The sequence below is a fragment of the Streptomyces mangrovisoli genome, from assembly GCF_000974985.2.
Classification (GTDB): Bacteria; Actinomycetota; Actinomycetes; order Streptomycetales; family Streptomycetaceae; genus Streptomyces; species Streptomyces mangrovisoli.
In genome coordinates, this window is sequence record NZ_LAVA02000039.1 from 33,634 (window position 1) to 56,133 (window position 22,500).

Below are 22,500 nucleotides of genomic sequence, written 5' to 3' on the forward strand. Positions count from 1 at the left end.
GTTCCCCGCGCCCCTGGAAAGCTGCGCCCAGCCCCCGCCAGGGGCGCGGGGAACTGCGCGACCGGCCACAACGCACCCGCACCCGTGAACACCGGTCCGACCGGGCCGAGGCCGACCGGATACAGTGCGCGGAACGGCAGCCTGGTGAGCGAGGGAACGCGTGACCGAGACCAGCAACACCCGAACCGCCGACGGCGACGCACCCGCACCGCGGCCGAGCCGCCTGCACCGCCTGATGCGCTACATCCCGCTGATCGCCCCCGTCCTGCTGTGGGCCGTGCCGTGCGGAGTGCTCCTGTACGCCGGCCAGCACTGGCCGCTGCCCGTCACTGCGGCCGGCACCGCGCTGTTCGTCCTCGGCCTCGTCGCCATGCCGCTCGCGATGATGCGCGGTCACGGCCGTCGCCAGCAGGACCGCGCGGCGATCGTCGGCGACAGCCTGCTGGGCGGCAGCTGGATCCTGTTCACCTGGTCCGTGCTGCTCGGCGTCCTGCTGCGGCTCGCCCTGACCGTGGCCGGTGTCGGCGACGGCCAGGACCGGGCCCGGATCGTCACCTGGGCCGTCCTCGGCGTGACCGCCGTACTGCTCGCCTGGGGCTACGCCGAGGCCCGCCGCGTACCCCGCGTGCGCACCCTCGACGTGCCGCTCCCGCGCCTGGGTGCCGGGCTGGACGGCACCCGCGTGGTCCTCATCACCGACACCCACTACGGCCCGCTCGACCGCGCCCGCTGGTCGGCCCGGGTGTGCGAGACGGTGAACGCCCTGGAGGCCGACCTGGTCTGCCACACCGGCGACATCGCGGACGGCACGGCCGAACGCCGCCGCGCCCAGGCCGAGCCGCTCGGCACCGTGCGCGCGACCCATGCCCGGGTGTACGTCACCGGCAACCACGAGTACTACAGCGCGGCCCAGGGCTGGGTCGACCTGATGGACGAGCTGGGCTGGGAGCCGCTGCGCAACCGCCATCTGCTGCTCGAACGCGGCGGCGACACCCTCGTGGTCGCCGGCGTGGACGACGTCACCGCCGAGTCCTCCGGCCTGGCGGGGCACGGCGCCCATCTCGACGGAGCCCTGACCGGAGCCGACCCCGACCTGCCGGTCCTGCTCCTGGCCCACCAGCCCAAGTTCATCGACCGGGCTGCGGCCGCCGGAGTCGACCTCCAGCTCTCCGGCCACACGCACGGCGGCCAGATCTGGCCCTTCCACCACCTGGTCCGTATCGACCAGCCCGCCCTGGCCGGCCTCAGCCGCCACGGCACCCGCACCCTGCTCTACACGAGCCGCGGCACCGGCTTCTGGGGCCCGCCGTTCCGGGTCTTCGCCCCGAGTGAGATCACCCTGCTGGTGCTTCGCAGCGGCACCGCCTGACCGCCGCGTTTCGGTCAGGGCGCTTCGAACTGGAGGGGGAAGCGGAGGGCGAGCCAGGGCTTGCGGCCCCAGGCGAGCACGGCCCCGCGTCCCATGGCCTGCCACGGGCCGAGGCGTCCCAGCGCGATGAGCAGGAAGGCGACCGGCTCGGTCAGGATGGTGCAGTCCGAACGCTCCGGCGGGCCGGGCAGCACCTCGACCGCGCCGTCGGTGAAGGTGACGCCGAAGGCCGCGCCGCCCCGGATGCGCAGGGTGTACCGGGCCGTCAGCGTGGAGGCGACCGCGATGCGCGGCATCGCGGTCTTCAGGAACGGCAGGCACAGCCCGACCCGCCGCTCGTCGATCATGTGCGGCCGGCGCAGCCCGCGGGCGAGGTCGTAACCGTGGCCCAGCATGTGGGTCAGCAGGTACGCGGCGAGTACGTCCTGGTCCATGGGGCCGAGCGGGGTCACGAGCGTCCGCCTCGCGGCCCCGTCAGTCGCCGGACCGTCCACGGCCGGCCCGTCCGCCGCGGCCGCGTCCGCCGCGGCCCGGTCCACGGCGGCCAGGAACGTGTCGGTCTGCTCCACGAGCATCGCGGCCAGCGGCCCCGCCCCGCGCTCGGTGAACTCGGCGAGGCTGCGCGCGTTGGCCGCCGCGATGCCCTGCGGCGTGCCGTCGCCGTAGGGGCGTTCCCGGCCGGCCGCGAGATCGGCCATCAGGCCGTTGGCCAGTGCCAGGTGGGCCGCCGTCTCGCCGACGGTCCACTCCAGCCCCGGTACGGGGGCGGTCGTGTCCGTCGCGCCGTCCAGGAGCGCGGCGATGGCGTCGGCGGTCTCGCGTATCGCCCCGCCGAGCCCTTCCGGCAGGGAGTCCCCGCCGCTCGTCCCTGTTCCCCGCTCCACGCCGCCGGTCTCCTCGCGTCTTCGTGATCACGCACCTGTAGCGGGGTACAGAACCAGACCCGCGGGTCCGGGGCAAGGGTTGGGGCAAGCGGAGGTCGGGCGGCCTGGCCTCGCATCGCATCCCATCGCATCGCATCGCCTTCCGCAGGGTGGTGCCGCCGGGCGCGAGTGCGTCCGGCGGCACCGTGGGGGGCGGGTCAGGTGTTCCAGACCTGGAACTCGGAGAGCTGGCCGGCCGGCCAGCCGTTGTTCGCGGTGATGTTCAGCCGGAAGTACCGCTGGGTGGTCGCGGTGAACGTCAGGGTCACCGTGTTGTTGGTGGTGGGGTCGAAGGTGTACGTGGCCGACGACTTGACGGTGCTGAAGCTGGAGCCGTCGGTGCTGCCCGACAGGGACAGCGTCTGGTTGCGGGCGCCCCAGCTCGCGGGGAGCTGGAGGACGACGCGGCTCGCGCTCTGTGCGGATCCGAGGTCGACCTGGACCCACTGCGGGAAGGCGTTGTTGGCGCTCTCCCAGTAGGTGCCCTGGTTGCCGTCCGTGACGTTGGTCGACGGGTAGACGTCGGTGTGGCTGGACTCGGTGGTGGCCGCGCCGGCCGCCAGGTTCTTGCTCGCCGTGCCCGCTCCGGTGCCGGTCAGCGCGACCGTGGTCGTGCCGTTCGACGCGTTGCTGGCGACGCTGAGCGTGCCGGTGCGGGTGCCGGACGCGGTGGGGGTGAACGTGACGGCCACCGTGCAGGAGGCGTTCGCCGCGATCGACGTCCCGCAGGTGTTGGTCTGCGCGAAGTCGCCCGTGACGGTGACGCCGGAGACGGTCGCGGCGGCGGTCCCGGTGTTGGTGACCGTGACCGTCTTCGCGCCGCTGGCGGTGTTGAGCGCCTGGGTGGCGTAGGCCAGCGACGCCGGGTCGGCCGACAGGGTCGCCTGCGAGGAGCCGCCGGTGCTGGGGAACACCTCGAAGTCCGACAACTGGGCCGCGTTCCAGCCCGTGTTGGCGGTGATGTTCACCCGGACGTAGCGCGCCGTGGCGGCGCTGAAGGTGATGGTCGCCGTGTTGCCGTTGGCGTTCGGGTCGAACGTGTACCCGGCCGATGCCTTGATCGTGGAGAAGGTGGAACCGTCCGTGGACCCCTGGACCGACAGGGTCTGGGTGCGGGCCGACCAGGACGTGGCGGGCGGGAGCTTGAGCACGACCTTGCCGACGCTGTAGTTCTGGCCGAGGTCGACCTGGGCCCACTGCGGGAACGAGCCGTTCGTGCTCTCCCAGTAGGTCGAGGCGTCCGTGTCGGTGAGGTTCGAGGCGACGTAGGGGCTGTTGCTCGAACTCGCCGTCGCCGGCCGTCCGGCGGCGATGTTCGTCGTGCTGTCGATGCCGCTGCCCGCCAGGGTGACGACGGTGGGGCTGTTGTTGGCGTTGCTGGTGACGGTCAGGTTGCCGGTGCGCGAGCCGCCGGTGGTGGGCTTGAACCCGACGGTCACCGTGCAGGAGGCGCCGACGGCGAGGGTGGAGCAGGTGTTGGTCTGGCTGAAGTCACCGGTGGCCGTGACGCCCGAGACGGTCGCCGACGAGGTGCCCGAGTTGGTCACCTTCACCGTCTGCGTGTCGGCCGAGGAGCCGACCACCGTGGCGGCGAAGGACAGGCTCGCCGGGTCGGTGTTCAGCACCGGGCCGGGCGCGGTGCCGGTTCCGGAGAGGGTGACGGTGTTGGTGACCCCGCCCGCGTTGACGGTCAGCGTCCCGGTACGGCTGCCGGTCGCCGTCGGCGCGAACTTCACGCTCACGGTGCAGGAGCCGTTCGCCGCTATCGACGAGCCGCAGGTGTTGGTCTGGGAGTAGTCGCCGCTCGCCGAGATCGAGGAGACGGACGCGGCGGAGCTGGTCGGGTTGGAGACCGTCACGGTCTGCGCGTCGCTGGTCGAACCGGTCGGGACCGAACCGAAGCTGAGGGCGCCCGGGGTGGCCGTCACGCCTTCGGACGGGTACGGCGGGTAGACCGGGGACGGCCACCCTCCGCAGTACGGCGTGCCGCTGATCCCGGAGTTGCCGCCGCCGTCGGTCACCGTGAAGCTCCCGGACGAGCAGCTGTAGACCGGGGAGGAGTAACCGACGCCGGTGGCCGTGACGTTGGTGAACTTCGCAGCGCCGCCGGTCTGTTCCTGGAGGGCGAAGGTCCCGGTGCCGGCGATGGTCACGGTGTCGAGGTTGACGCCGCTGATGGTGCCCTCGACCCACTGGATCGCCTCGTACGGACTCTGCTGGATCAGCGCGTTGGTCACGTTGATCGGCCCGGTGATCGCGCCCTGGCTGCCGTCGAACCACAACGCGCCCACCCCGAACTGCCAGTTGGGGTCGAGGCTGCCGTCCCGGACCATGGTGTTGCCGGAGATGGTGGTGGTGCCGACCGGCGTCGAGGAGAACCGCTGCCCCACGTGGATGCCGCCGCCCTGGGCGATGCCGGAGTCGACCACCCGGTTGCCGCTGACGGTGTTGTCGTGACCGCCGTAGATCGCGATGCCGTTGGCGAGGATCTGCAGGGACACGGTGTTGTTGGAGATGGTGTCGTTGGCGTCGGCGCCGATGCCGGAGTCCGCCCAGGTGGCGATGCCGTCGTCGCCGGTGTTGCGGATGTCGCTGTTGGTCACCTTCGAATTGGTCACCGCGCCGTGGAAGTTGATGCCGTCGGCGGTGGTGTCGCGGATGCGCATGCCGCTGAACGTCAGCCCGTCCATCGGGCCGTCCATCCAGGCGCCGACCTTCATGTGGTCGATCCACAGGCTGGAGACGGTGGAGTTGCTCATCGCGCCGCCGATGCCGTTGACCTGGGCGCTGTCGTTGCGCTCCTGCACGTCACCGAAGATCGCGAAGTTCTGCAGATGCACCCCGGTGCTGGCCGAGGGCGCGGAGTTGCCGTAGAAGCCGGGGGCCGTGCCGGTGACGGTCGAGTACCACATGCCGGCGCCGGCGATGGTGACGTTGTTGACGCTGATGTGGCCGGGGATGTTGTAGGTGCCCGGCGGGATCCACACGGTGCCACCGGGCCCTGCCGCGCTGATCGCCGCGTTGAACGCGCTGGTCGCGTCGGCCGCGCCGGTCGAGTCGGCGCCCTTGCTGGTGACCGACACGGACCCGGAGGGTGCGGTCAGGGCGGCGCCGACCTGTTCGAAGTCGGCGAAGTCGATCGTGTACGAGGAGGCGTTGTCGCCCGAGTCGACCTGGAGCTTGAAGGTCGTGCCCGCCGGATAGGTGGTGGTGAACAGGCGGTGGGCCTCGTCGTAGAAGTGGTGCGGGTTGCTGCCCGGCGAGTTGGTGAACGGGTAGCTGCCGTAGTACCAGCTGTAGGCGTTGGTCAGGGTGAAGTCGGGCTGCTTGACGCCGTTGATGTACAGCGACAGCGCGGCCGTGTAGACCGAGCCGCCCGAGGTGTCGGGGATGCTGTAGCGGAAGTTGATCGAGTTGGTCGCCACCGGCGTGGTGAAGGTGACGTACTGGCCGGTGCCCTGGAGGGTCGTCGCCTTGCGGTACGACGCCTCGTCGGCGAGCTGACCCTGGGTGTAACTCGGGCCGATGGTGGTGCCGTTGGTGGCGGAGTTCTCCGCCTGGACCTCGACGTACGGCAGGCTCGCACCGCTGCCGCCGGTGGCGGCGGCCGCCGCCCAGGCGGGCTGGACGGCCAGCGCGACGATGCCGACGGCGGCCACCATCGCGGTGGTGACCGCCCAGACGAGGGCCCGTCTCAGATCTCGTGGGGAGGGGAGCACTTTCCACACCTTTCATCAGGACTTGCCGCGGATGTTCCGCTGACACCGCCGGAGAGCGAGGGGCGTGGCACAGGGGGCGACGGGAGGCAGGGGGAACCCAGGGGGTGTTGATGACGCGAGGGGGACCGTAATATCGGCAACAAGAACGCGCAAGAACTAGACAGAGCATTGCAACAATAAAAATTGAACACGCAAGATCTAATGTGTGGCGCGGGGGCGCCGGCCTTGCAGGGCGCCCCGGACATGACAGTGCCGCCGGACGGGGAGTCCGGCGGCAGGGAGGGGGGAGGCGACAACTCAGGCGGATCTACGGCAACGGCGGCAGCCACAGCAGCAACAGCGGCGGCGACAGCAAGACGCCGACCGCCCGAAGGCGGTCGGCATGGAGAGCAGGTGGGGCCGGATCAGCCGGATCGACCCTGTCCGGGTCAGCCGCCGCTCTTGCGCCGGAAGTTGCGCTGGCTCGCGGCCGGGCCCTTCGTCCTGCGGACCTTCGGCGCGTCACCGCCCGCGGCGACGTCGCCGGAGTCCGCCTGCGCACCACGCTTGCGCTCCAGCGCCTCGCGGAACTTGCGCTTCAAGTCGTAGTTGCCGTCGCTGTCGGGGGCCAGCGGCGACGTCTCGGGCTCGGCCGACTCCGAACCCTCTCGGGGTGCAGACTCTGCGGTCACGGTGACCTCCTGGGTTCGGACGATGGGAAGCACAGCTTGTCACACCGTGCGCCGCTCGTGCGCCGACCCTGCGCGGACCAACATCATCGGGGCCGGCGACAGATCACCGCTGGACATCTCGTACTTCACGCGGGCCGAGAACTCCACGTCCGTGGTCTTCACGACGACGGACAAGGTCACAGACGGCAGTTGCTCGATCGACATGGCCAACACCGCCAACGGAAGGACCCTGAGCGGAACGCTGACGATCGGCAACGGCTGCACGGGGGGCAGCCGGCTGACGGAGGAGCCGTGCCGCAGGCGCCGTACCGCACGCGCGGCCCTCCACTCGACGGCCCCGGGACTCGCCCAGGAGTCCCGGGGCCGTCGTGCCCGGTGTCGGCCGCCGATTCGGGCTCGGGCTCGGCCGCCGCTTCAGTCGCGGTCGCGGTCTCGGTCTCGCTGTCGGCAGGCACTCCTACGGCCGCCGGTAGGCCACATGGCCGCCGAGCGCGCCGGTCACGGCGACGGCCGCCAGGCCGCCTAGCGACCACAGTCGGCCTTTCGCCGTGCGACCGCGGAGCCGAGCCGTCAAGGACGCCGCGTGGAACGCCACCGCGGCCACGTTCGTGACCGCGTGGGCCAGACCGACCCGGGCCTGCTCGGGCGGCAGGTCCGCCCAGTCGACCCAGCCCGTGACCGCCGCCGGGGCCACCCCCACCAGGCCGACCGCCGTCAGGGTGGTCGACGCGTGAGCCGTTCCCGGCACGACGTCCAGCACGGCCGCCGAGAGCCAGCAGCCGATCGGCACCTGCACGAGGACGGGATGCACGGGATGGCCGAGCGGCCGGCCACGCAGCAGGTCGCGTGCCTCGCCCAGCGGGAGCGAGCGGATGCCCCGCTGGAGAGCCCGGATCGCCGGATCCGCGAGCGTGGTGCGTTCGAGCCGGTCCAGGGTGGTCAGCCACCAGGTCGACGCCGTGTCCAGAGTCGTCCGGGCCAGGGCCTGCCCGGACTGCGGGGCGGGGGTGAAGGCGTGTGTATTCATACCGGACGGCTACCCGGCTGCCCGCCGCCGTCCCACCCCCGGCACCCGAACCGCCCGCCGGGCCGTCCGCCGCCCGGGTGTCGGGGTGGCGGGCCGTCCGGTTCACGTCGGTCACCCGTGCCGGGACGGCCGGTGGCCCACCGCGTCCGCGGCGGCCCACCGACTGCCTGCGAGCGCCGGGGCTCAGGACGGCAGCGGGCCGCCGTCGGTGTCCCCGTGCGGGCCGTCGCCGCCCGCGGCCCGGCGGCCGCGCCGCGGCGCCGTCCAGCCGCGGGCGCAGAACACCAGCACGGCGGTCACGACGGCCAGCGCCGCGCCCGCCTCGATCCGCGCGGTGAACACGAGGCCCGTCTGTTGGGACAGCTGAAAGGCCGCGAGGGGGTAGAGCGGCAGCAGGGCCACGAGTCCCGCCAGCGCCGCCGGGCGGCTGCGCGGGGCCGCGAGGCCAGCAGCGAGCAGCAGGGCCAGGTCGGTCACGGCCCAGACGTTCGAGCCGGGGACCTTGTTCAGCACGACCAGCGCGAGCAGCGCGGCGGCCACGACGGACCAGGCCGTACGGTCGCCGGGCCCGGAGGCCAGCCGCAGCGGGGCCGCCCACAGCAGCGCGCAGGCCAGCAGCGGCCCGGCCGTTCCGGCGAGCAGCCACAGCACGGAGCCCTGGTGCGCGAGCGCGTGGGACACGGCCACGGCCCCCGACCAGGCGGTGGCCGCCCCGGCCGCCGTCCCCAGGGCCCTGGCCGGCGCGACCCGTCCGGTCAGCAGTGCGACGAGCGCGAGCGCCGCGAGGACGACCCCCGCCAGGCCCTGGTAGATGCCGAAGGTCTGCTCCATCTGGTCCCAGGTCAGCTCGCGCCGGAACATGTCGGCCTGCAGGATCCGGAAGGCCAGGTCGCCGGCGACGCTGAGGCCCAGCGCGAGGGGGACGAGGGCGGCGAGCGCCCGGCCCCTGGGGTGCTCGGCGCCCAGCCCCGCCCGCAGCCTCAACCCGTGCGCGGCGAGCGAGGCCGCCTCCGCGAGGTGCGCGCCCCGCCCGCGGCCGGCGGTCGCGGCGAGCACGGCGTCCACCAGTTCGTCGCCCATCTCCGCGCGGTAGGGGGCGGGGTGGAGCCGTACGGCCACGCGCAGCAGGGCGCTCATCCCGTCACCCCCTGCGCGCCGCCCGAGAGGCGTCCCAGCCGGCGGCGCGCCTCGCGGGCCACCGCCTCCATCCGCCCCACCTCGGCGTCCAGCGCCGCCGTGCCGGGTTCCGTGAGCGCGTACACGCGCCGGGCCCGGCCGTCGACGACCTCCTCGCGTTCCACCCGTACCAGCCCTTCCGCCAGCAGTCGGTCCAGTGCTCCGTACAACGTGCCTGCCCGCAGGCGTACCCGGCCCTGCGACATCTGCTCGACCTCGGCGATCAGTGCGTACCCGTGCCGGGGCGCGTCGGCCAGCGCGGCCATCAGCAGCAGCGTCGGCTCCCGCATCGGCTGCCGGCCATCCCTGTTAGTCATGAGCGCTATATATATCGCATGACTGACTATGATGGCGAGCATGTCACGGGGTGAGGCTGCCGCTCTTGATGCCGCTGTTCTGGAGGAGTTCGAGGGACATGCCCCACATCAGGACCTCGATCACACCGACCAGGAGTACGACGCTCCAGCAGAGGATCCGCGCCCAGCGCGGGAGGCGGAACCGCTCCCGGTCGGGGGCGGGCGCCGTACGGGAGAGCCACAGCCACCGGAGGGCGCCGATGCGGACGCCTACAGCGACCACGTTCAGGGCCCAGCGGACGACGTCGTCGTCGATCGGCAGGACCACTGCCAGCAGCGCGGCGAGCCAGTTAGGCACGAGCAGCCACGCCGCCGCGATCCACTTCCGGTCGCGGCTCCACCAGGGCGACAGGCACATGGCCAGGATGCCGCCGACGGTCAGGACGAGCACGGGAAGGTTGAGGACGTTGTTCAGTTCTTCGGAGGAGTAGGAGGAGGAGGCGGCGGCGAACTGCTTGAGGATGCCCAGCAGGCTGCCCACCGCCAGAAGCCACGTGATGCGGGTCGGGGCGGCCCACGTGGACGACTCCTGCGCGGCGGGATGTCCGTCGACGGGAGCGGAGTGGTGATGCGTTTCGTGGCCGGAGGGGTTCACGGAATTTTCCTCTCGGAGCAGGTCGGAACGGGTCGGAGCAGGGTCGAGTGAGGTGGTGGGGGCAGTCCGAATCACCGCGTGTCGCGCGGCGGGGCGCTGCCGGGCGGCAGGTTCTCGCGGACGTGCGGACGTGCGGGATGCGGAGTGCGAGGCGCAGGGCCGAGAAAGGCGTGCGGAGAGACGTCGTCGAACCGGAGCGTGGGCGGCGGAAAGGCAGCCGCGGGCCGGGCGCAGGTCTCGGGAGGTGTGCCGGCGGACCCGGCCGGTGAAATGCCGTACCGGGTCCGCCCGTTCGGGCACGGGGCGGCGCGCTGCGGGCGCCGCGCGGGGGGCTACGCGACGCGGCGGCGCAGAGCGCGCAGGGCCGCGTGGACGAGCAGGGCGGCGAGCGCCAGGACGAGGATGCTGTAGGCGATCTGGTAACCCCAGTAGTCGCCCGGGGTCAGGGAGTTGGTCAGGTACGCGTCCTGCGGCAGGGCGTCCCAGAACATGAGGCCGAGCACGCCGCCCATGTGGAAGCCGTGGACTTCGGAGAAGATCCAGGGGTCGGCGAGGATCACCGCGCGGGAGCGGACCAGCAGGCAGGCGGCCAGCCAGGTGAGGGCGGGTGCGGCGATCAGGGTGGCCCAGGTGCGGCGCAGCAGCGTGCCGGTCAGGGCTCCGGCCGCGACGCCGAGCACGACGTAGGCGACCGTGACCGGGCCGATGGTGAAGTACGCGTTCTGCCGCTCGGCGCCGAAGGTGAGCAGGTTCAGGTCGAAGGCGTGCGCGGCGCTGACGCGGAACGCCGCCACTGCGGGCGTGACCAGCACGACGAGGGCCGCGGCCAGCGTCGCCCAGCGGACGGTGAACCAGCGCCGGGGGCTGATCGACTGGGTCAGGGCGAGGACAACGCGGCGGGACTCCCATTCGCGGGCGGTGAGCACACCGCTCAGCAGGGCGGCGTACAGCGCGGGCCGGAAGGCGATCTCGGAGCCGTCGCTCATCAGCTTCGCGGTCTTGTTGTAGGCGCCGTCGATGTAGGTGCCCCAGTGATAGGCCTTGGCTCCGACGTGGGCGCGCAGCGTTTCGGCGTCCGCCCAGCCGCCGTAGTGGTAGATCACGGTGGCGGCGGGACGTGCGAGCAGCAGCGCCGCGACCAGCAGCGGGATCCAGTACTGCCGTACGGCGATCCGCACGAGGGGCGGGATCCGGCCCGCGCGCCCCGGGCGGGGGGACTCGGTCCCGGCGGCCGGGGTGGTGAGGGTGCTCATACGGCGGGTTCCTTGAGGTATGCGTCCGGGGTCGGCGGGACGGGGGATCGGGGGGTTGCGGGTGCGCCGAGGTGGGCGAGGACCAGCTCTTCGAGGGACGGCGTGCGGACCTCCCAGTCGGCGGGCAGCGGCGCGCCGGAGGGGCGGATCAGTGCGCTGGTGCCCCGGCCGGCCGGGCGGGACTCGATCACCGTGTGGCCGGCCAGCCGCTCGGGCCCGCCCGCCAGGGTGACCACGGCGTGCGAGGCGGTGAGTTCGTCGATGTCGCCGCAGAGGCGGGCGGCACCCTGGTCGAGCAGGAGCAAGTGGTCGCAGGCGTCGGCCAGTTCGGAGATGATGTGCGACGACATCACGACGGTGGCGCCGGTGTCGGCGACATGCGCCATGAGCAGGCCCATCACCTCCTGGCGGGCGAGGACGTCGAGGTCCGCCATCGGCTCGTCGAGCAGCAGCAGGTCCGCGCGCTTGCCGAGGGTCAGGGCCAGCGCGACGCGGGTGCGCTCGCCGCCGGACAGGTCTCCGATCCGGTCCTTCTCGTGGAAGTTCCCGGCGTCGGCGACGCGCTCGGCGAGGTCCGCGTCCCAGTCGGCGCCGTTCAGGCGGGCGCCCAGACGCAGGGTCTCGGCGACCGTGAACCGGGGGAAGAGCGGCCGGTGCTGGGCGAGGTACGCGACGCGGGGGTGCCCGGCGCGCGGCGCGCCGCCGGCCACCGTGACCTCCCCGGAGGTCGGTCGCCGCATTCCGGCCACCAGCTCCAACAGGGTTGATTTTCCGGCGCCGTTGGGGCCGACGAGGGCGCAGACGACCCCGGCGGGTATGCGAAAGGTGCAGTCGTCGAGTACGTCCGGACCCCTGCGCCGGTACCGCTTGCTGACGCCGTCGGCGGCGAGCGCCACGTCAGGGCTGGGGGGATACGACATCGGGTTCCTTCGATGAATAGAGGTCTTCGAGCACGTCGGCGAAGAGCGCGGCGAGGTCGTCGCGCTCCAGACCGGACGCGCGGGCCCGTGCGGCCACGTCGGCGAGTTCGGCATGCCAGGGTGAGTCGGCGGAGGATGCGCCGAGCGTGCCGGTCACGAACGTCCCGTGCCTGCGCCGGGTCTCGACCAGGCCTTGGGATTCCAGCTCGCGATATGCCTTGAGCACGGTGTTGGGGTTGAGCGCGGTCGCCTCGACCACCGCACGGGCCGTCGGCAGCCGGTCGCCCGGCTCCAGCAGCCCCAGCCGCAACGCCTGCTGGACCTGCTGGATGATCTGTACGTAGGCGGGGATGCCGCCACGCCGATCGATCCGGAAGTCGAACGCCACGACTGCCAACCCCCAAAGCACCAATGAACTACATGAATGATGCATTGGAAGATCGACGCACGTCAAGCTCGGCCACCAGGAGGTCACCGACGGCACTGCGGCCGGACAGGACGGCCGGATCCAGCCCTTCGCGGCTCAGGTCAGCAGATTCCCCGTGTGGGACGAACGGCGCGCCGCGGCCTGCAGGGCCTGGATCCGGGGGCCGACGTGATCGATGTGGCCCACGGGGCTCCCGAAGGGCAGCCGGACGTCGCGGTGGGTGCGTGCGTACTCGAGGCGCAGCGTCAGGCCGTAGCGGTCGACGGCGACCGGGAGGACGCGCCGCACACCGCCGCCCGGGAACGGACGGACCAGGCGCAGCAGCAGCGGGACGAGCGCGGAGTGCTCGTCGACGAGGTGGGTCAGCAGGCCCGCCTCGGCGGCCGCGAGGGGATCGAGCTCGACCGCCTCCAGCTCCGCGAGGGTCACGTAGGAGCGTCCGCTCGCGTCCTCCAGGACGCACTGCCCGAACTCCACGCAGGTGCTGTCGGCGGACTCCGGATCGTACGGCGCGGCAAGCAGCCCGGCCAGGGTGACGCGGGCGCGCAGCCGGTCGCGTACGGGGGTGGGGGCGATGTCGGTGAGTTCCAGCCTGACCGGGACGCGCCCGGCGGGCGGGACACCCGGCCCCTCGAACGGCGCGTGCAGGTGGACGTGGCCCAGGGCCCCCGCTCCGTCGAGACGCCGTACTTCGATACGCCGTCCGTCGGCCACCACGGTCATGGAGTGGGCGACGGCCAGGATCGAACGCGCCCGTTCCGCGACGGTCGGCGCGTCGGCGTGCCGTGGGGACTGACGCATCTGGATCCTCCCGGAGCCCGATAACTTAGGTATGCCTAACCTAACCTACCGATGGTTGCCGCCCAAGCGCCCCGACGTCGGCGATCCCGGCTCCGTGCCCGGCGAGCCGTGCACCGCCGCCTGCTCGCGAAGAGCGTGGATGAACGTGGTCACGTGCGGCCGGTTGCCGTGGTCGATGGCGGCGACGCCGATGTACCGGATCGGCGTCGGCGCCTTGATCGGGACGGCGCGAAGGCCGGGGATGTCCGGGGTGAGCCCGATGGAGGGGGTCTCCGGGGTGAGCCCGATGGCGGGGCTCTCCGGGGTGAGCCCGATGGCGGGGGTCTCCAGGGTGAGCCCGATGGCGGGGATCAGGGAGATCCCCGCGCCCGCGGCGACCAGCGAGCGGGCGAAGAAGTAGTCGGTCGTGGTCCCGTGCACCTTCGGCTCGAAGCCGGCACGCTCGGCATGGCGACGCAGGTAGGCCTCGGTCTTCAGGCAACCCAACACCCAGGGTTCGGCGGCCAGTTCGGCGAGGTCGAGCGCGTCTCGGTCCGCGAGCCGGTGTTCCTGCGGCAGGACGACGTACAGAGGGTCTTCCAGGAGCGGCGTCCACCGGAGGCCGGCGCCGTGGCCCGGCCCGGAGGGGAGCGGGCCGTCGAAGTGGTAGGCGAGGGCGAGGTCCACGGCGCCCTGGCGGACGAGGGGCAGGGTGTCCTCGGGTTCCCCCTCCCGTACGTGGAGTTCGGTGTGGGGGTGGACCGCCAGGAGCCGGGTGAACGCGCCGGGCAGCAGGAGCCTCCCGCCGCTGGTGAAGGCGGCCACGGTGAGCCGGGCGCGGCCGGTGGCGAGCTGGGCGACCCGCTGCCGCGCCTGGCTGAGCTCGGCGGCGACGGATTCGGCGGCGGCGACCATGATGTGGCCGGCCGGGGTGAGGGTGACGCCGCGGGTGGAGCGGGCGACGACCTGGGCGCCGAGACCACGCTCCAGGGCAGCCACCTGCTGGGAGACGGCCGAGGGCGTGATGCGGAGGAACGCGGCCGCCCGGTTGAAGCTGCCGTGGTCCGCCACCGCCCGCAGGACCCTGAGCCGCTGCACGTCGATCAACAGTTCTCCTTAATACCCGCCCAGCAAGTGGGGCCTTCTGCTGATGACGATAAGGCTCCACGATCGGGACATGCCAAAGATCTGCGTCGTCGGCGGAAGCCGGTACTTCGGAAAGCTCCTGGTGAAGCGCCTGCGGGCGGCGGGCCACGAGGTCACCGTGATCAACCGCGGCTCCGCCGCGCCGCCCGCAGGCGTCGAGCACCTGGTCGTGGACCGGAACGACGAGGCCGCCCTGGCGGCCGCGCTCGCCGGCCGGGCCTTCGACGTCGTGGTGGACCAGGTCTGCTACACCCCGGTGCAGGCGGCCGTCGCCGCCCGCGCCTTCGCCGGCCGCACGCGGCGCTACGTCATGACGTCCACGATCGAGGTCTACGACCCCGCGACCGCGGACCTGGCCGCCCTGCCGCCGGGTACGGCGGTGCCGGAGGAGACCGTGGACCCGGCCGGCCGAACGGTGTCCCTGGACCTTCCGTGGAACGACGAGGCGTTCTCGGAGGCGCACTACGCCGAGGGCAAACGCCAGGCGGAGACGGTCCTCGCCGACGCCGCCGCCCACTCCGGCAGCACCAGCGACACCAGCGACACCAGCAGCTTCGAGTTCGCGTCCGTGCGCAGCGCCCACGTGCTCGGCGGCGGCCCGCGGGAGTTCACCGGGCGGCTGGCGTACTACACGGAACGCGTCTCCCGCGGCGAGGAGATCACCGTGCACGCGAAGACGCTGCCCACGGTCTTCATCCACTACGAGGAGCTGGCGGAGCTGCTGGCGTGGGCGGCCACGGCCTACTTCCGCGGTCCGGTCAACGCCTGCTCCGACGGCCCGCTCGACGTGCGCGACCTCGCCGCCGTCATCGGGAGGCAGGCCGGTCGCGAACCGGTCCTTCGCACCGTCCGTCCGGGCGAGACGGCGTCGCCGTTCTCCCTCGACCGCCACTACGCCATGAGCAACGCTCGCGCGAAGAAGCTGGGTTTCCCCTTCTCCCACATCGCGGACTGGCTGCCGGGCGCCGTCGACGAAGCCCTCGGCGCCGCATCACCCCGCACCGTACCGGCGGCCAGCGGAGTGACAACGTGTCGCGCCCCGCAGGGCGGACACGAAGCCCGATCATAACGTGATCACATGAACACACAGCGTAACGTCGGTGTCGTCGCCGAAAGACGATCCGGCCGCACACGCATGCCCCGCCCCGGCAGACTCACCCTCCTGGGCATGCTGACCCTCGCACTCGTCACTCTGGCGGCGGCCGCCACGCCGGCCGCCGCCGCACTGCGCTCGGGCACCCTGCTGACCATGCGGTTCACCAACAACAGCGACCGAGATCTGACCCTGGGCCAGATCAACTACAGCGGCTGCCCCATCAACCCGCCGAACCGCATCGACGCGGGCACCACCGTCAGCTGGACCTTCAACGCGTGCACCGACTCCCGCGGCAACGTGGGCACCGCGGCGTTCAACATCTACCGGGAGACCGGGCAGGTCAACCTCAGATGGGACGCTCCCCTGGTCGGGGCGGCGAGCTACACCGCGACGGCGCCGTCCGGTTACGTGATCAGCCACAGCGGCGGTCAGGGAGTCGACCCGACCGTCAACTTCACCTTCGACTGCAACTCCAAGACCTGTGACGGGATCCCCGACAGCTGGAAGCAGAACGGGATCTACATCAACCCGACCGACGGCAGCGCCCACACCCAGGCCGCTCCCGGCCTGAAGTTCATCAACCTGCCCGCGATGGGCGCCAGCGTCGACAAGCCGGACATCTTCGTCCAGGTCGACTGGATGGCGGACGCCACGCACAGCCACGCCCTCGCGCCGGAAGCGATCAAACGGGTCGTCGACGCCTTCGCGAACTCGCCGTACCACCGCCACTCCCCCAGCACCGGCATCAACCTGCACGTGGACGCCGGGCCTGACAGCATCCTCGACTTCGCGACCGACAAGACGTGGGGAGACCTCAGCACCGCACGGAAACTGACGGAGACGAAGAACCTGGGGACCTCGGTCAACGGTCTCTACCAGTGGGACGCGTTCAACAAGATCAAGACGGAGACCGGCGGCTTCAAGAGCACCGGCCGCGCGCCGATCTTCCACTACGCCATCTCGGCCCACAACCTGGAGCCGGACAGCGTCTCCAGCGGCATCGCCCCCACCCCGGGCAGCGACCTCATCGTCAGCCTGGGCAGCTTCGACAAGCAGGTGGGCACCGTCTCCGAGCAGGCCGGCACGTTCATGCACGAACTGGGCCACAACCTCAACCTGGAGCACGGCGGCAACGACAACGTCAACCACAAGCCGCAGTACTACAGCGTCATGAACTACGCCTACCAGATGGGCCTCACCTCCGGGACGACGACGGGGAACATGGACTTCTCCCGGCAGAGCAGCGCGCTCAACGAGAACAGCCTCAACGAGCGGTCCTACCCGAGCAGCACCGGCAACTACGACCTCAAGCACTACTGCGCCAACTCGGGGAACGGCGCCTTCGTCACCGTCCCCGCCGCGGACCAGCAGGTCGACTGGAACTGTGACGGCCAGATCAGCCAGACCACGGTCTCCTACGACGTCAACAACGACGGCCAGCACACCCAGCTCACCGGCTGGGACGACTGGGGCAACCTCCTGCTGCGCGTCGGCTCCATCGGTACCAGCGCCTCGGGCACCATGCCGGCGCCCACGACGGAGAACGAGATGACCCCGGCCGACGAGGCGATGAACGAGGGCCTCGACACGACGCCACCGGTCACCGAGGCGATGACGACCCCGCGCCCCGACCGGCACGGCGTCCACCACTCGCCCCTCACCGTCACCCTGACCGCCACGGACGACCTGTCCGGCGTGGCCAGGACCGAGTACAACCTCGACGGCAGGGGCTGGAAGGAGTACACGTCAGCGTTCACCGTGTGCGGCGACGGAAAGCACCGACTGCTGTTCCGCTCGGTCGACCACGCCCAGAACCACGAGGAGACGAAGTCCCTCGGCATCGTGATCGAGACGCACGGGCACGGGAACGGTCACGGGCAGCACGGGAACGGTCACGGGCAGCACGGGCAGCACGGGAATGGGCAAGGGCACGGGCAGCACGGGAACGGGCACGGGCACGGGCAGCACGGGAACGGGCACGGGCACTCCTGACCCCGAGATCCGAACCCTGACCCACCACACCGAACGGCCCGCGGCCCACACCTGCGGGCCGTTCGGCTTTCGCTCTCCGTCTACCGTTCTCCGTCTTCCACTCTGCGTCTTCCGCTCTCCGCTGTGGTTGCGTCCAGCGAAGTGGCGTACGGGTTCGATCTGATCCGGGGGTTCAGTTGGTCATGCCGTCGGAGGTCGGCGAGGGACGAGGGCGGAGCTGCCGAGTGAGGGCTTCACCAAGGGCGGGGTCGAGCGGGCCGGTGTGGGCGATGCCGAGACGGACAGCCAGGTCCGTGGCATGGAGGCGTGCGGCAGCCTCCAGGAGCTGGGCGTAGGTGTCGACAGCGCCGCGGATGCGAGACCTGGCGGTCAGGGCCATTGCCAAGGCGAGCGGGGCGGCGGGCCACCACCAGGCGGCCAGCGAGGCGTACAGGATGCTCCAGCCGGACAGGGTCGTGGCGCGGGTGAGGGCTTGTTCGGCGGCAGTGATCTCGGTGCGGGTGGTCTCGGCCAGGGTGAGCCACAGGTGCGGCCACAGGAGCGGCAGGTCCACGTGATGGTCGCGTTCGAGGCGGACGACGACGGCGTGGACGCGGTCGCCGCTCCAGGTGGGCCGGTCGGGTTCCTCGGGAGCGATGCGTTGCAGCACGTGGTGGGCGACCCGCCGCGGGGCGGGGTCGGCCCGGTACCCGTCACGGGCCAGGGTGAGGGCGTCGGCGTCGAGTTGTTGCCGGTAGCGCTGCTGGGCCGCGGTCCAGCGGGTGCGGCGGCGGACGACGCGGGCGTGCGCCCAGTGTCTCAGCGGGACCGGCCAGGTGTGCCAGCCCGCGGCGAGCACGACGCGCTGGACCAGCGTTCCCACGCCCTGGGCGGCCAGTCCGGCCGCCGCGGCGGCGGCGAGGACAGCGGCGAGCAGCACGGCCTGGCCGCCGACGGTGGTTGCCGCGGGAGTCCGGGCCCAGTGGGTGATGTGGTGGGTCAGGCGCGGGAAGTCCAGGGCGCGGGTCTGGCCGAGGGTGTGGGCAGCGGTGGCGGTGGCCAGGAAGAAGGCACCGGGGAGGACCAACAGGGTCAGCCATCGCTCGGCGAGTCTCTGGCCCAATCCGCTGAGGAATCCGCTCACCCGCTACAACTGCTCTCTGCGCAGAGGCAGATTGCTGACCTGGCAGTGGGAAGGTCCGCTGCCGTCGGGCCATGCGTGGCGAGAACACCGGCCGGTGGGACACAACAGAACCCATTCGTCCGGCGTGGTGGGAGCGATCCCGATCGGATGCAGCCCGCGGGCCTGGCCGCGGATGCCGGCGGCATCACCCGCGACCAGCAGGGCGTCATGAAGCTCGCTCAGCGGTGCGGTGAGGTCTCCACCGTCATCGAGTACGGCCAGCAGATGCTCCAGGGGAGCCGCGCCGTCTGCCCCGTGTGCTTGCAGAACCGATCGTATGTGGTCCAGTTGGCCGCAGACGTAGCCGATGTCCTCACGCGACTCGGTGGCAGAGGATCCGGCCTGGTGGTCGACCACCGCATGACCCCGTTTCGTTGGTGGCCTCGGCGTACTCCTACCGCCTGCGTGCGGCGGCCGCGGAACACGCTGTCGGCAGTTGCTGAAACAGGTTCATGATGTCCGAACTCGTTCACCTCCATCAACCGATCTGAAATCGTGGGCAGTTGCGAAGCAGCAACGGCGGCTACCGAGAGGTCGGTCCATGGGGGAACGCGAGGAACTGCTGGCGGCGCTGCGTGCACGATTGGAGCGGGCGGCCACGACGGGGGACCCGGCGGCGATTCTCGCGGCGCCCGCGCGCGCTGAGGCACATCGTCTGGCCCGGTACCTGGAACGCGATCCCGACGCTGCGGGTGTCCTGGAATCCGCGATCACTCTGGGCCGGCTGCACCACCAGCGTGCCCTGGCGCTGCCCCCGGCGGTGGCGGACCAGGACCGGCGGGCCGCCGTTCGCTTCCTCGCCGCAGGGTTCATCGTGGAGATGGACGGTCTTCCGTCAGAGCTGCTCCCCTCCCTGGCGGAGGCGGCGATCCCCTTCGCCGAGGAACAACTCGCCCGCCTGAAGTCCAGCGAGCAGCCGGCCGACTACACACGTGTCGTGGGCCTGTTCCGACACATCCTGAAGAGCCTGCCCGAGGACCATCGGTTCCGGGCCCTCTGCCTGTCCTACCTCAGTCTTGCCCTGTCCGGGCAGTACCTGAGCACGTCGGCGGTGGAGGATCTGCGAGAAGCGGTGGAGTTGGCGCGGGCTGCCGTTCGAAGCGCCCCCAGCGGCTCGGTGCAGATGGTGACCTACCTCAACAATCTCGGCGTCGTCCTCCGCGGCTGGTTCGATCGCAGCCGAGTTCTGGCGGATCTCGACGAGGCGGTGGATGCCCTCCGTACCGCTCTCCGCATGTCCCCCGGCCACGCTCCGCACCGTACCGAAATGCTGTATCAACTGGGCCTCGACCTGGGGTCGCGATACGAGGTCACAGGGGCACTGGCAGACGTCGACGAGGAGATCGACCTGATCCGGGGTGCGGTCCGCGCCACCGCCGACGGCAACCCGGATCGGGCCCGGTATCTGTCCGCCCTCGGCGGCGCCCTCCTGCTGCGTCACGAGCGCACGAGAGTCCCCGAGGATGTGGACGAGGCAGTGGAGGCAACTCGTGCCGCGAACCGGGCCGTCTCCCACCCGGCCCCGCACGCCCGGTCCCTGCGCCTGGGGGGTCTGGGCCTCGCCCTGATGGCGCGCTACCAGCACACCCGGGCCCTGCCGGACATCGACGAGGCGGTCGAGACGCTCCGCGCCGCGGTTCGGGCCATCCCCGACAACAGCTTCTTCCCCGGGCTCTCCGACGAGGAAGTGCACCAACTCAACTTCGTCCTTTCGTTGCTCAACGGCAACGGACAGCTGGACGAGGCGATCGACGTACTCGGCGCCGCCAACCGGAACGGCGACCCCGAACGAGCCATGGGCTTGTTCAACCTCGGCAGCGCACTGCTCACGCGGTTCGACCACACGGAGGCCCCGACGGATCTGGACGAGGCGGCGGAGATGATGCACGCCGCTGCTCGCCGGTTCCCCGACGACCACATCCTGAAGGCCACGGCTCTGGTTCACCTCGGTCGTGCCCTGCACAAACGATTCACACGCGACGGGGTGGCGGAGGACCGGGAGAAGGCACTCCGCATCTTCCTCACACTGGCTGAGACGGAGACGACACCACCACGGATACGCGTCGCTTCAGCCCGCGCGGGCGCAGGTCTGGTTGCCTCCTCGGATTCCGCCCGGGCGGCCCAACTCCTGGAGGGAGCCGTACGGTTGCTCCCGGAAGTGGCGCCACGCAGGTTGCGGCGAGGTGATCAGCAGGACGCCATAGGGCGACTTTCGACGGGGCTCGCGGCGGATGCCGCCGCCCTGGCTCTGGCCGACACCAGTGTCGGCCCAACGGCCCGCGCCGCCAGGGCCTTGCAGCTCGCCGAGGCGGGACGAGCTGTACTCCTCTCTCAAACGCTGGACATCCGCAGTGACGTGACGGATCTGCACGACCGGCACATCGACCTGGCCGAGCGATTCCTCGAACTCCGCAGCGTCCTCGATCAGGATTCTGCCCCGCCGCTGTCCGCCGCCGACGGCGCTGAGGGCCCAGGCCCCGAGCGGCACCATCTGGCACGCGAGATGGAAGCGTTGCTGCGGCGCATCCGCTCCTGCGAGGGGTTCACCGATTTCGGCCTGCCACCGACCGTGGGGGGCCTCATGGCCGAAGCCGAGCACGGTCCCGTGGTGACCTTCAACATCAGCCGCTACCGCAGCGATGCACTCCTGCTCACGGGTCGCGGCATCAGCTCCTGTGCGCTGCCCGGCCTGACTCCGGACACTCTGATCAGGCAGGTCCTTCTCTTCTACGGCGCGTTGGACGATGCGGCATCGCCCGATGGCAAGCGCCGGATGGCCGCTCAGCGAGCCCTACGGAAAGTCCTGGAATGGCTCTGGGAAGCCGCACTTGAACCAGTACTGTCCGCCCTGGAAGCCCTGGGCGAGGCGATCCCTCCGGCCCACGATCAGTCGCCGCCGCGTGTGTGGTGGGCGCCTGGAGGGCTGCTGGGCCTCCTGCCCCTGCACGCCGCGGGCTTTCACACCGACCCCGAGGGGCCGAGACGGCGTACCGTCCTGGACCGCGTGATCTCGTCCTACACCCCCACCATCCGCGCCCTGCGCCACGCCCGTGGGCAACGGCCCCGCCCGGACGGCCAGTCCCTGATCGTCTCCATGCCGACCACCCCGGGCCACAGCCCACTGCGGTATGCCCAGGAGGAGGCCCGCCGAGTCGAGCGGCTTCTCCCCTGTCCGGTCCAACTGACCGAACCGGCCCCCGCTCCTGACGGCGCCTCCCCCTCTGCGAGCGCCGACACCCCGACCACCACCGCCGTCCTCACCCGCCTCCCGCACTGCGCCATCGCGCACTTCGCGTGCCACGGCGCCAGCAACCACACCGACCCGTCCCAGAGCCGGCTCCTCCTTCACGACCATGCCGCCACACCGCTGACCGTCTCCGTACTCGCCCAGACCCCTCTCGCGCACGCGCAGTTGGCGTACCTGTCCGCGTGCAGCACCGCGGACCCGGGAAGCCCCGAACTGCTGGACGAGGCCATCCACCTCACGAGCGCCTTCCAACTGGCCGGATTTCCCCACGTCGTCGGAACCCTGTGGCCGATCGACGATCGCCTGGCCGCCGAGATCGCCGAGTCCTTCTACACCCACCTGGCCCGAGATCCATCGGGAGAGCTCGATCCTGCAGGCGCCGCGACCGCCCTGCACCACACCATCCGAGGGATGCGCGACCGCTACCCGGCCACTCCCTCCCTGTGGGCAGCCCATCTCCACGCCGGCGCGTAGGGGCATGGGCATTCCGACCGTGGCACTGCCGTACCTGAAATCGGCGCAGGCCGCCCATATGTTCCACGTCACGCTCACGACGTCCGACCGGGCAGGCGACGGCCGCACCCGAGATCCAGCACCCGCCCGGCAGCTCCACCCACGGCTGAGGACTCGGCATCGTCGCG

At 71.5% G+C, this 22,500-nt stretch carries 19 protein-coding genes; 4 read left to right on the forward strand and 15 right to left on the reverse strand.

Translation table 11 applies throughout. The features are described from left to right. Positions 1-160 precede the first annotated feature (160 nt). Positions 161-1,369, forward strand: a complete 1,209-nt coding sequence (locus WN71_RS18230; protein WP_046582836.1) for a metallophosphoesterase — start codon at positions 161-163, stop codon at positions 1,367-1,369. A 14-nt stretch (positions 1,370-1,383) separates the two neighbouring features. Here WN71_RS18230 and WN71_RS18235 read toward each other — a convergent pair whose 3' ends face one another. From WN71_RS18235 to WN71_RS18295, 13 genes are all read right to left on the reverse strand, one after another. Further along, positions 1,384-2,253 (reverse strand): SCP2 sterol-binding domain-containing protein, encoded by an 870-nt coding sequence (locus WN71_RS18235; protein ID WP_046582834.1) that lies wholly within the window; start codon positions 2,251-2,253, stop codon positions 1,384-1,386. A gap of 197 nt (positions 2,254-2,450) precedes the next feature. Next, positions 2,451-6,011, reverse strand: a complete 3,561-nt coding sequence (locus WN71_RS18240; protein WP_107469680.1) for a choice-of-anchor D domain-containing protein — start codon at positions 6,009-6,011, stop codon at positions 2,451-2,453. Between the two features lie 428 nt (positions 6,012-6,439). After that, entirely contained in the window at positions 6,440-6,682 is a 243-nt protein-coding gene (locus tag WN71_RS18245) for a DUF5302 domain-containing protein (protein WP_046582896.1), read from the reverse strand. A gap of 39 nt (positions 6,683-6,721) precedes the next feature. Further along, entirely contained in the window at positions 6,722-6,886 is a 165-nt protein-coding gene (locus WN71_RS41950; protein ID WP_167382933.1) for a hypothetical protein, read from the reverse strand. A gap of 253 nt (positions 6,887-7,139) precedes the next feature. After that, positions 7,140-7,709 carry a DUF2231 domain-containing protein gene (locus WN71_RS18255; RefSeq protein WP_052742914.1) on the reverse strand — a complete coding sequence of 190 codons (570 nt, stop codon included), beginning with the start codon at positions 7,707-7,709 and terminating at the stop codon, positions 7,140-7,142. A 183-nt stretch (positions 7,710-7,892) separates the two neighbouring features. Then, complete coding sequence (locus tag WN71_RS18260) at positions 7,893-8,846, reverse strand: hypothetical protein (RefSeq protein WP_046582829.1); 954 nt, start codon at positions 8,844-8,846, stop codon at positions 7,893-7,895. Continuing rightward, on the reverse strand, positions 8,843-9,202 hold the full coding sequence (locus WN71_RS18265; protein ID WP_046582892.1) for a PadR family transcriptional regulator: 360 nt from the start codon (positions 9,200-9,202) through the stop codon (positions 8,843-8,845). Before WN71_RS18265 ends, WN71_RS18260 begins: the two co-directional genes overlap by 4 nt. A 43-nt stretch (positions 9,203-9,245) precedes the next feature. Continuing rightward, the gene (locus tag WN71_RS18270) at positions 9,246-9,836 is read right to left on the reverse strand and encodes a hypothetical protein (protein WP_046582827.1); all 591 of its coding nucleotides are present in this window, start codon (positions 9,834-9,836) and stop codon (positions 9,246-9,248) included. Positions 9,837-10,168: 332 nt separating this feature from the next. Beyond that, a complete protein-coding gene (locus WN71_RS18275) occupies positions 10,169-11,089 on the reverse strand; it encodes a hypothetical protein (protein WP_046582825.1) in 921 nt (306 codons plus the stop codon). Continuing rightward, positions 11,086-12,009 (reverse strand): ABC transporter ATP-binding protein, encoded by a 924-nt coding sequence (locus tag WN71_RS18280; RefSeq protein WP_046582823.1) that lies wholly within the window; start codon positions 12,007-12,009, stop codon positions 11,086-11,088. The genes WN71_RS18275 and WN71_RS18280 overlap by 4 nt, the downstream gene beginning before the upstream one ends. Beyond that, positions 11,987-12,397, reverse strand: coding sequence for a GntR family transcriptional regulator (locus WN71_RS18285; RefSeq protein ID WP_420856508.1), 411 nt, complete (start codon positions 12,395-12,397; stop codon positions 11,987-11,989). The genes WN71_RS18280 and WN71_RS18285 overlap by 23 nt, the downstream gene beginning before the upstream one ends. Positions 12,398-12,532: 135 nt before the next feature. Next, positions 12,533-13,237, reverse strand: coding sequence for a DUF2470 domain-containing protein (locus WN71_RS18290; RefSeq protein WP_046582821.1), 705 nt, complete (start codon positions 13,235-13,237; stop codon positions 12,533-12,535). Between the two features lie 45 nt (positions 13,238-13,282). Then, a complete protein-coding gene (locus WN71_RS18295; RefSeq protein WP_046582820.1) occupies positions 13,283-14,323 on the reverse strand; it encodes a LysR family transcriptional regulator in 1,041 nt (346 codons plus the stop codon). Between the two features lie 70 nt (positions 14,324-14,393). Here WN71_RS18295 and WN71_RS18300 point away from each other — a divergent pair, with 70 nt between their 5' ends. Further along, complete coding sequence (locus tag WN71_RS18300; protein ID WP_046582819.1) at positions 14,394-15,431, forward strand: NAD-dependent epimerase/dehydratase family protein; 1,038 nt, start codon at positions 14,394-14,396, stop codon at positions 15,429-15,431. 99 nt (positions 15,432-15,530) lie between these two features. Then, positions 15,531-17,450: an OmpL47-type beta-barrel domain-containing protein gene (locus tag WN71_RS18305; protein WP_143074844.1), complete on the forward strand. Its 1,920-nt coding sequence runs from the start codon at positions 15,531-15,533 to the stop codon at positions 17,448-17,450. 172 nt (positions 17,451-17,622) lie between these two features. On the opposite strand, the gene WN71_RS18310 is transcribed toward WN71_RS18305, so the two are convergent. Both WN71_RS18310 and WN71_RS41495 read right to left on the reverse strand, forming a co-directional pair. After that, on the reverse strand, positions 17,623-18,573 hold the full coding sequence (locus WN71_RS18310; protein WP_046582818.1) for a hypothetical protein: 951 nt from the start codon (positions 18,571-18,573) through the stop codon (positions 17,623-17,625). 3 nt (positions 18,574-18,576) lie between these two features. Continuing rightward, the gene (locus WN71_RS41495; RefSeq protein WP_143074845.1) at positions 18,577-18,969 is read right to left on the reverse strand and encodes a hypothetical protein; all 393 of its coding nucleotides are present in this window, start codon (positions 18,967-18,969) and stop codon (positions 18,577-18,579) included. Positions 18,970-19,153: 184 nt separating this feature from the next. Here WN71_RS41495 and WN71_RS18320 point away from each other — a divergent pair, with 184 nt between their 5' ends. After that, on the forward strand, positions 19,154-22,333 hold the full coding sequence (locus WN71_RS18320; protein WP_046582813.1) for a CHAT domain-containing tetratricopeptide repeat protein: 3,180 nt from the start codon (positions 19,154-19,156) through the stop codon (positions 22,331-22,333). Positions 22,334-22,500: the final 167 nt, after the last annotated feature.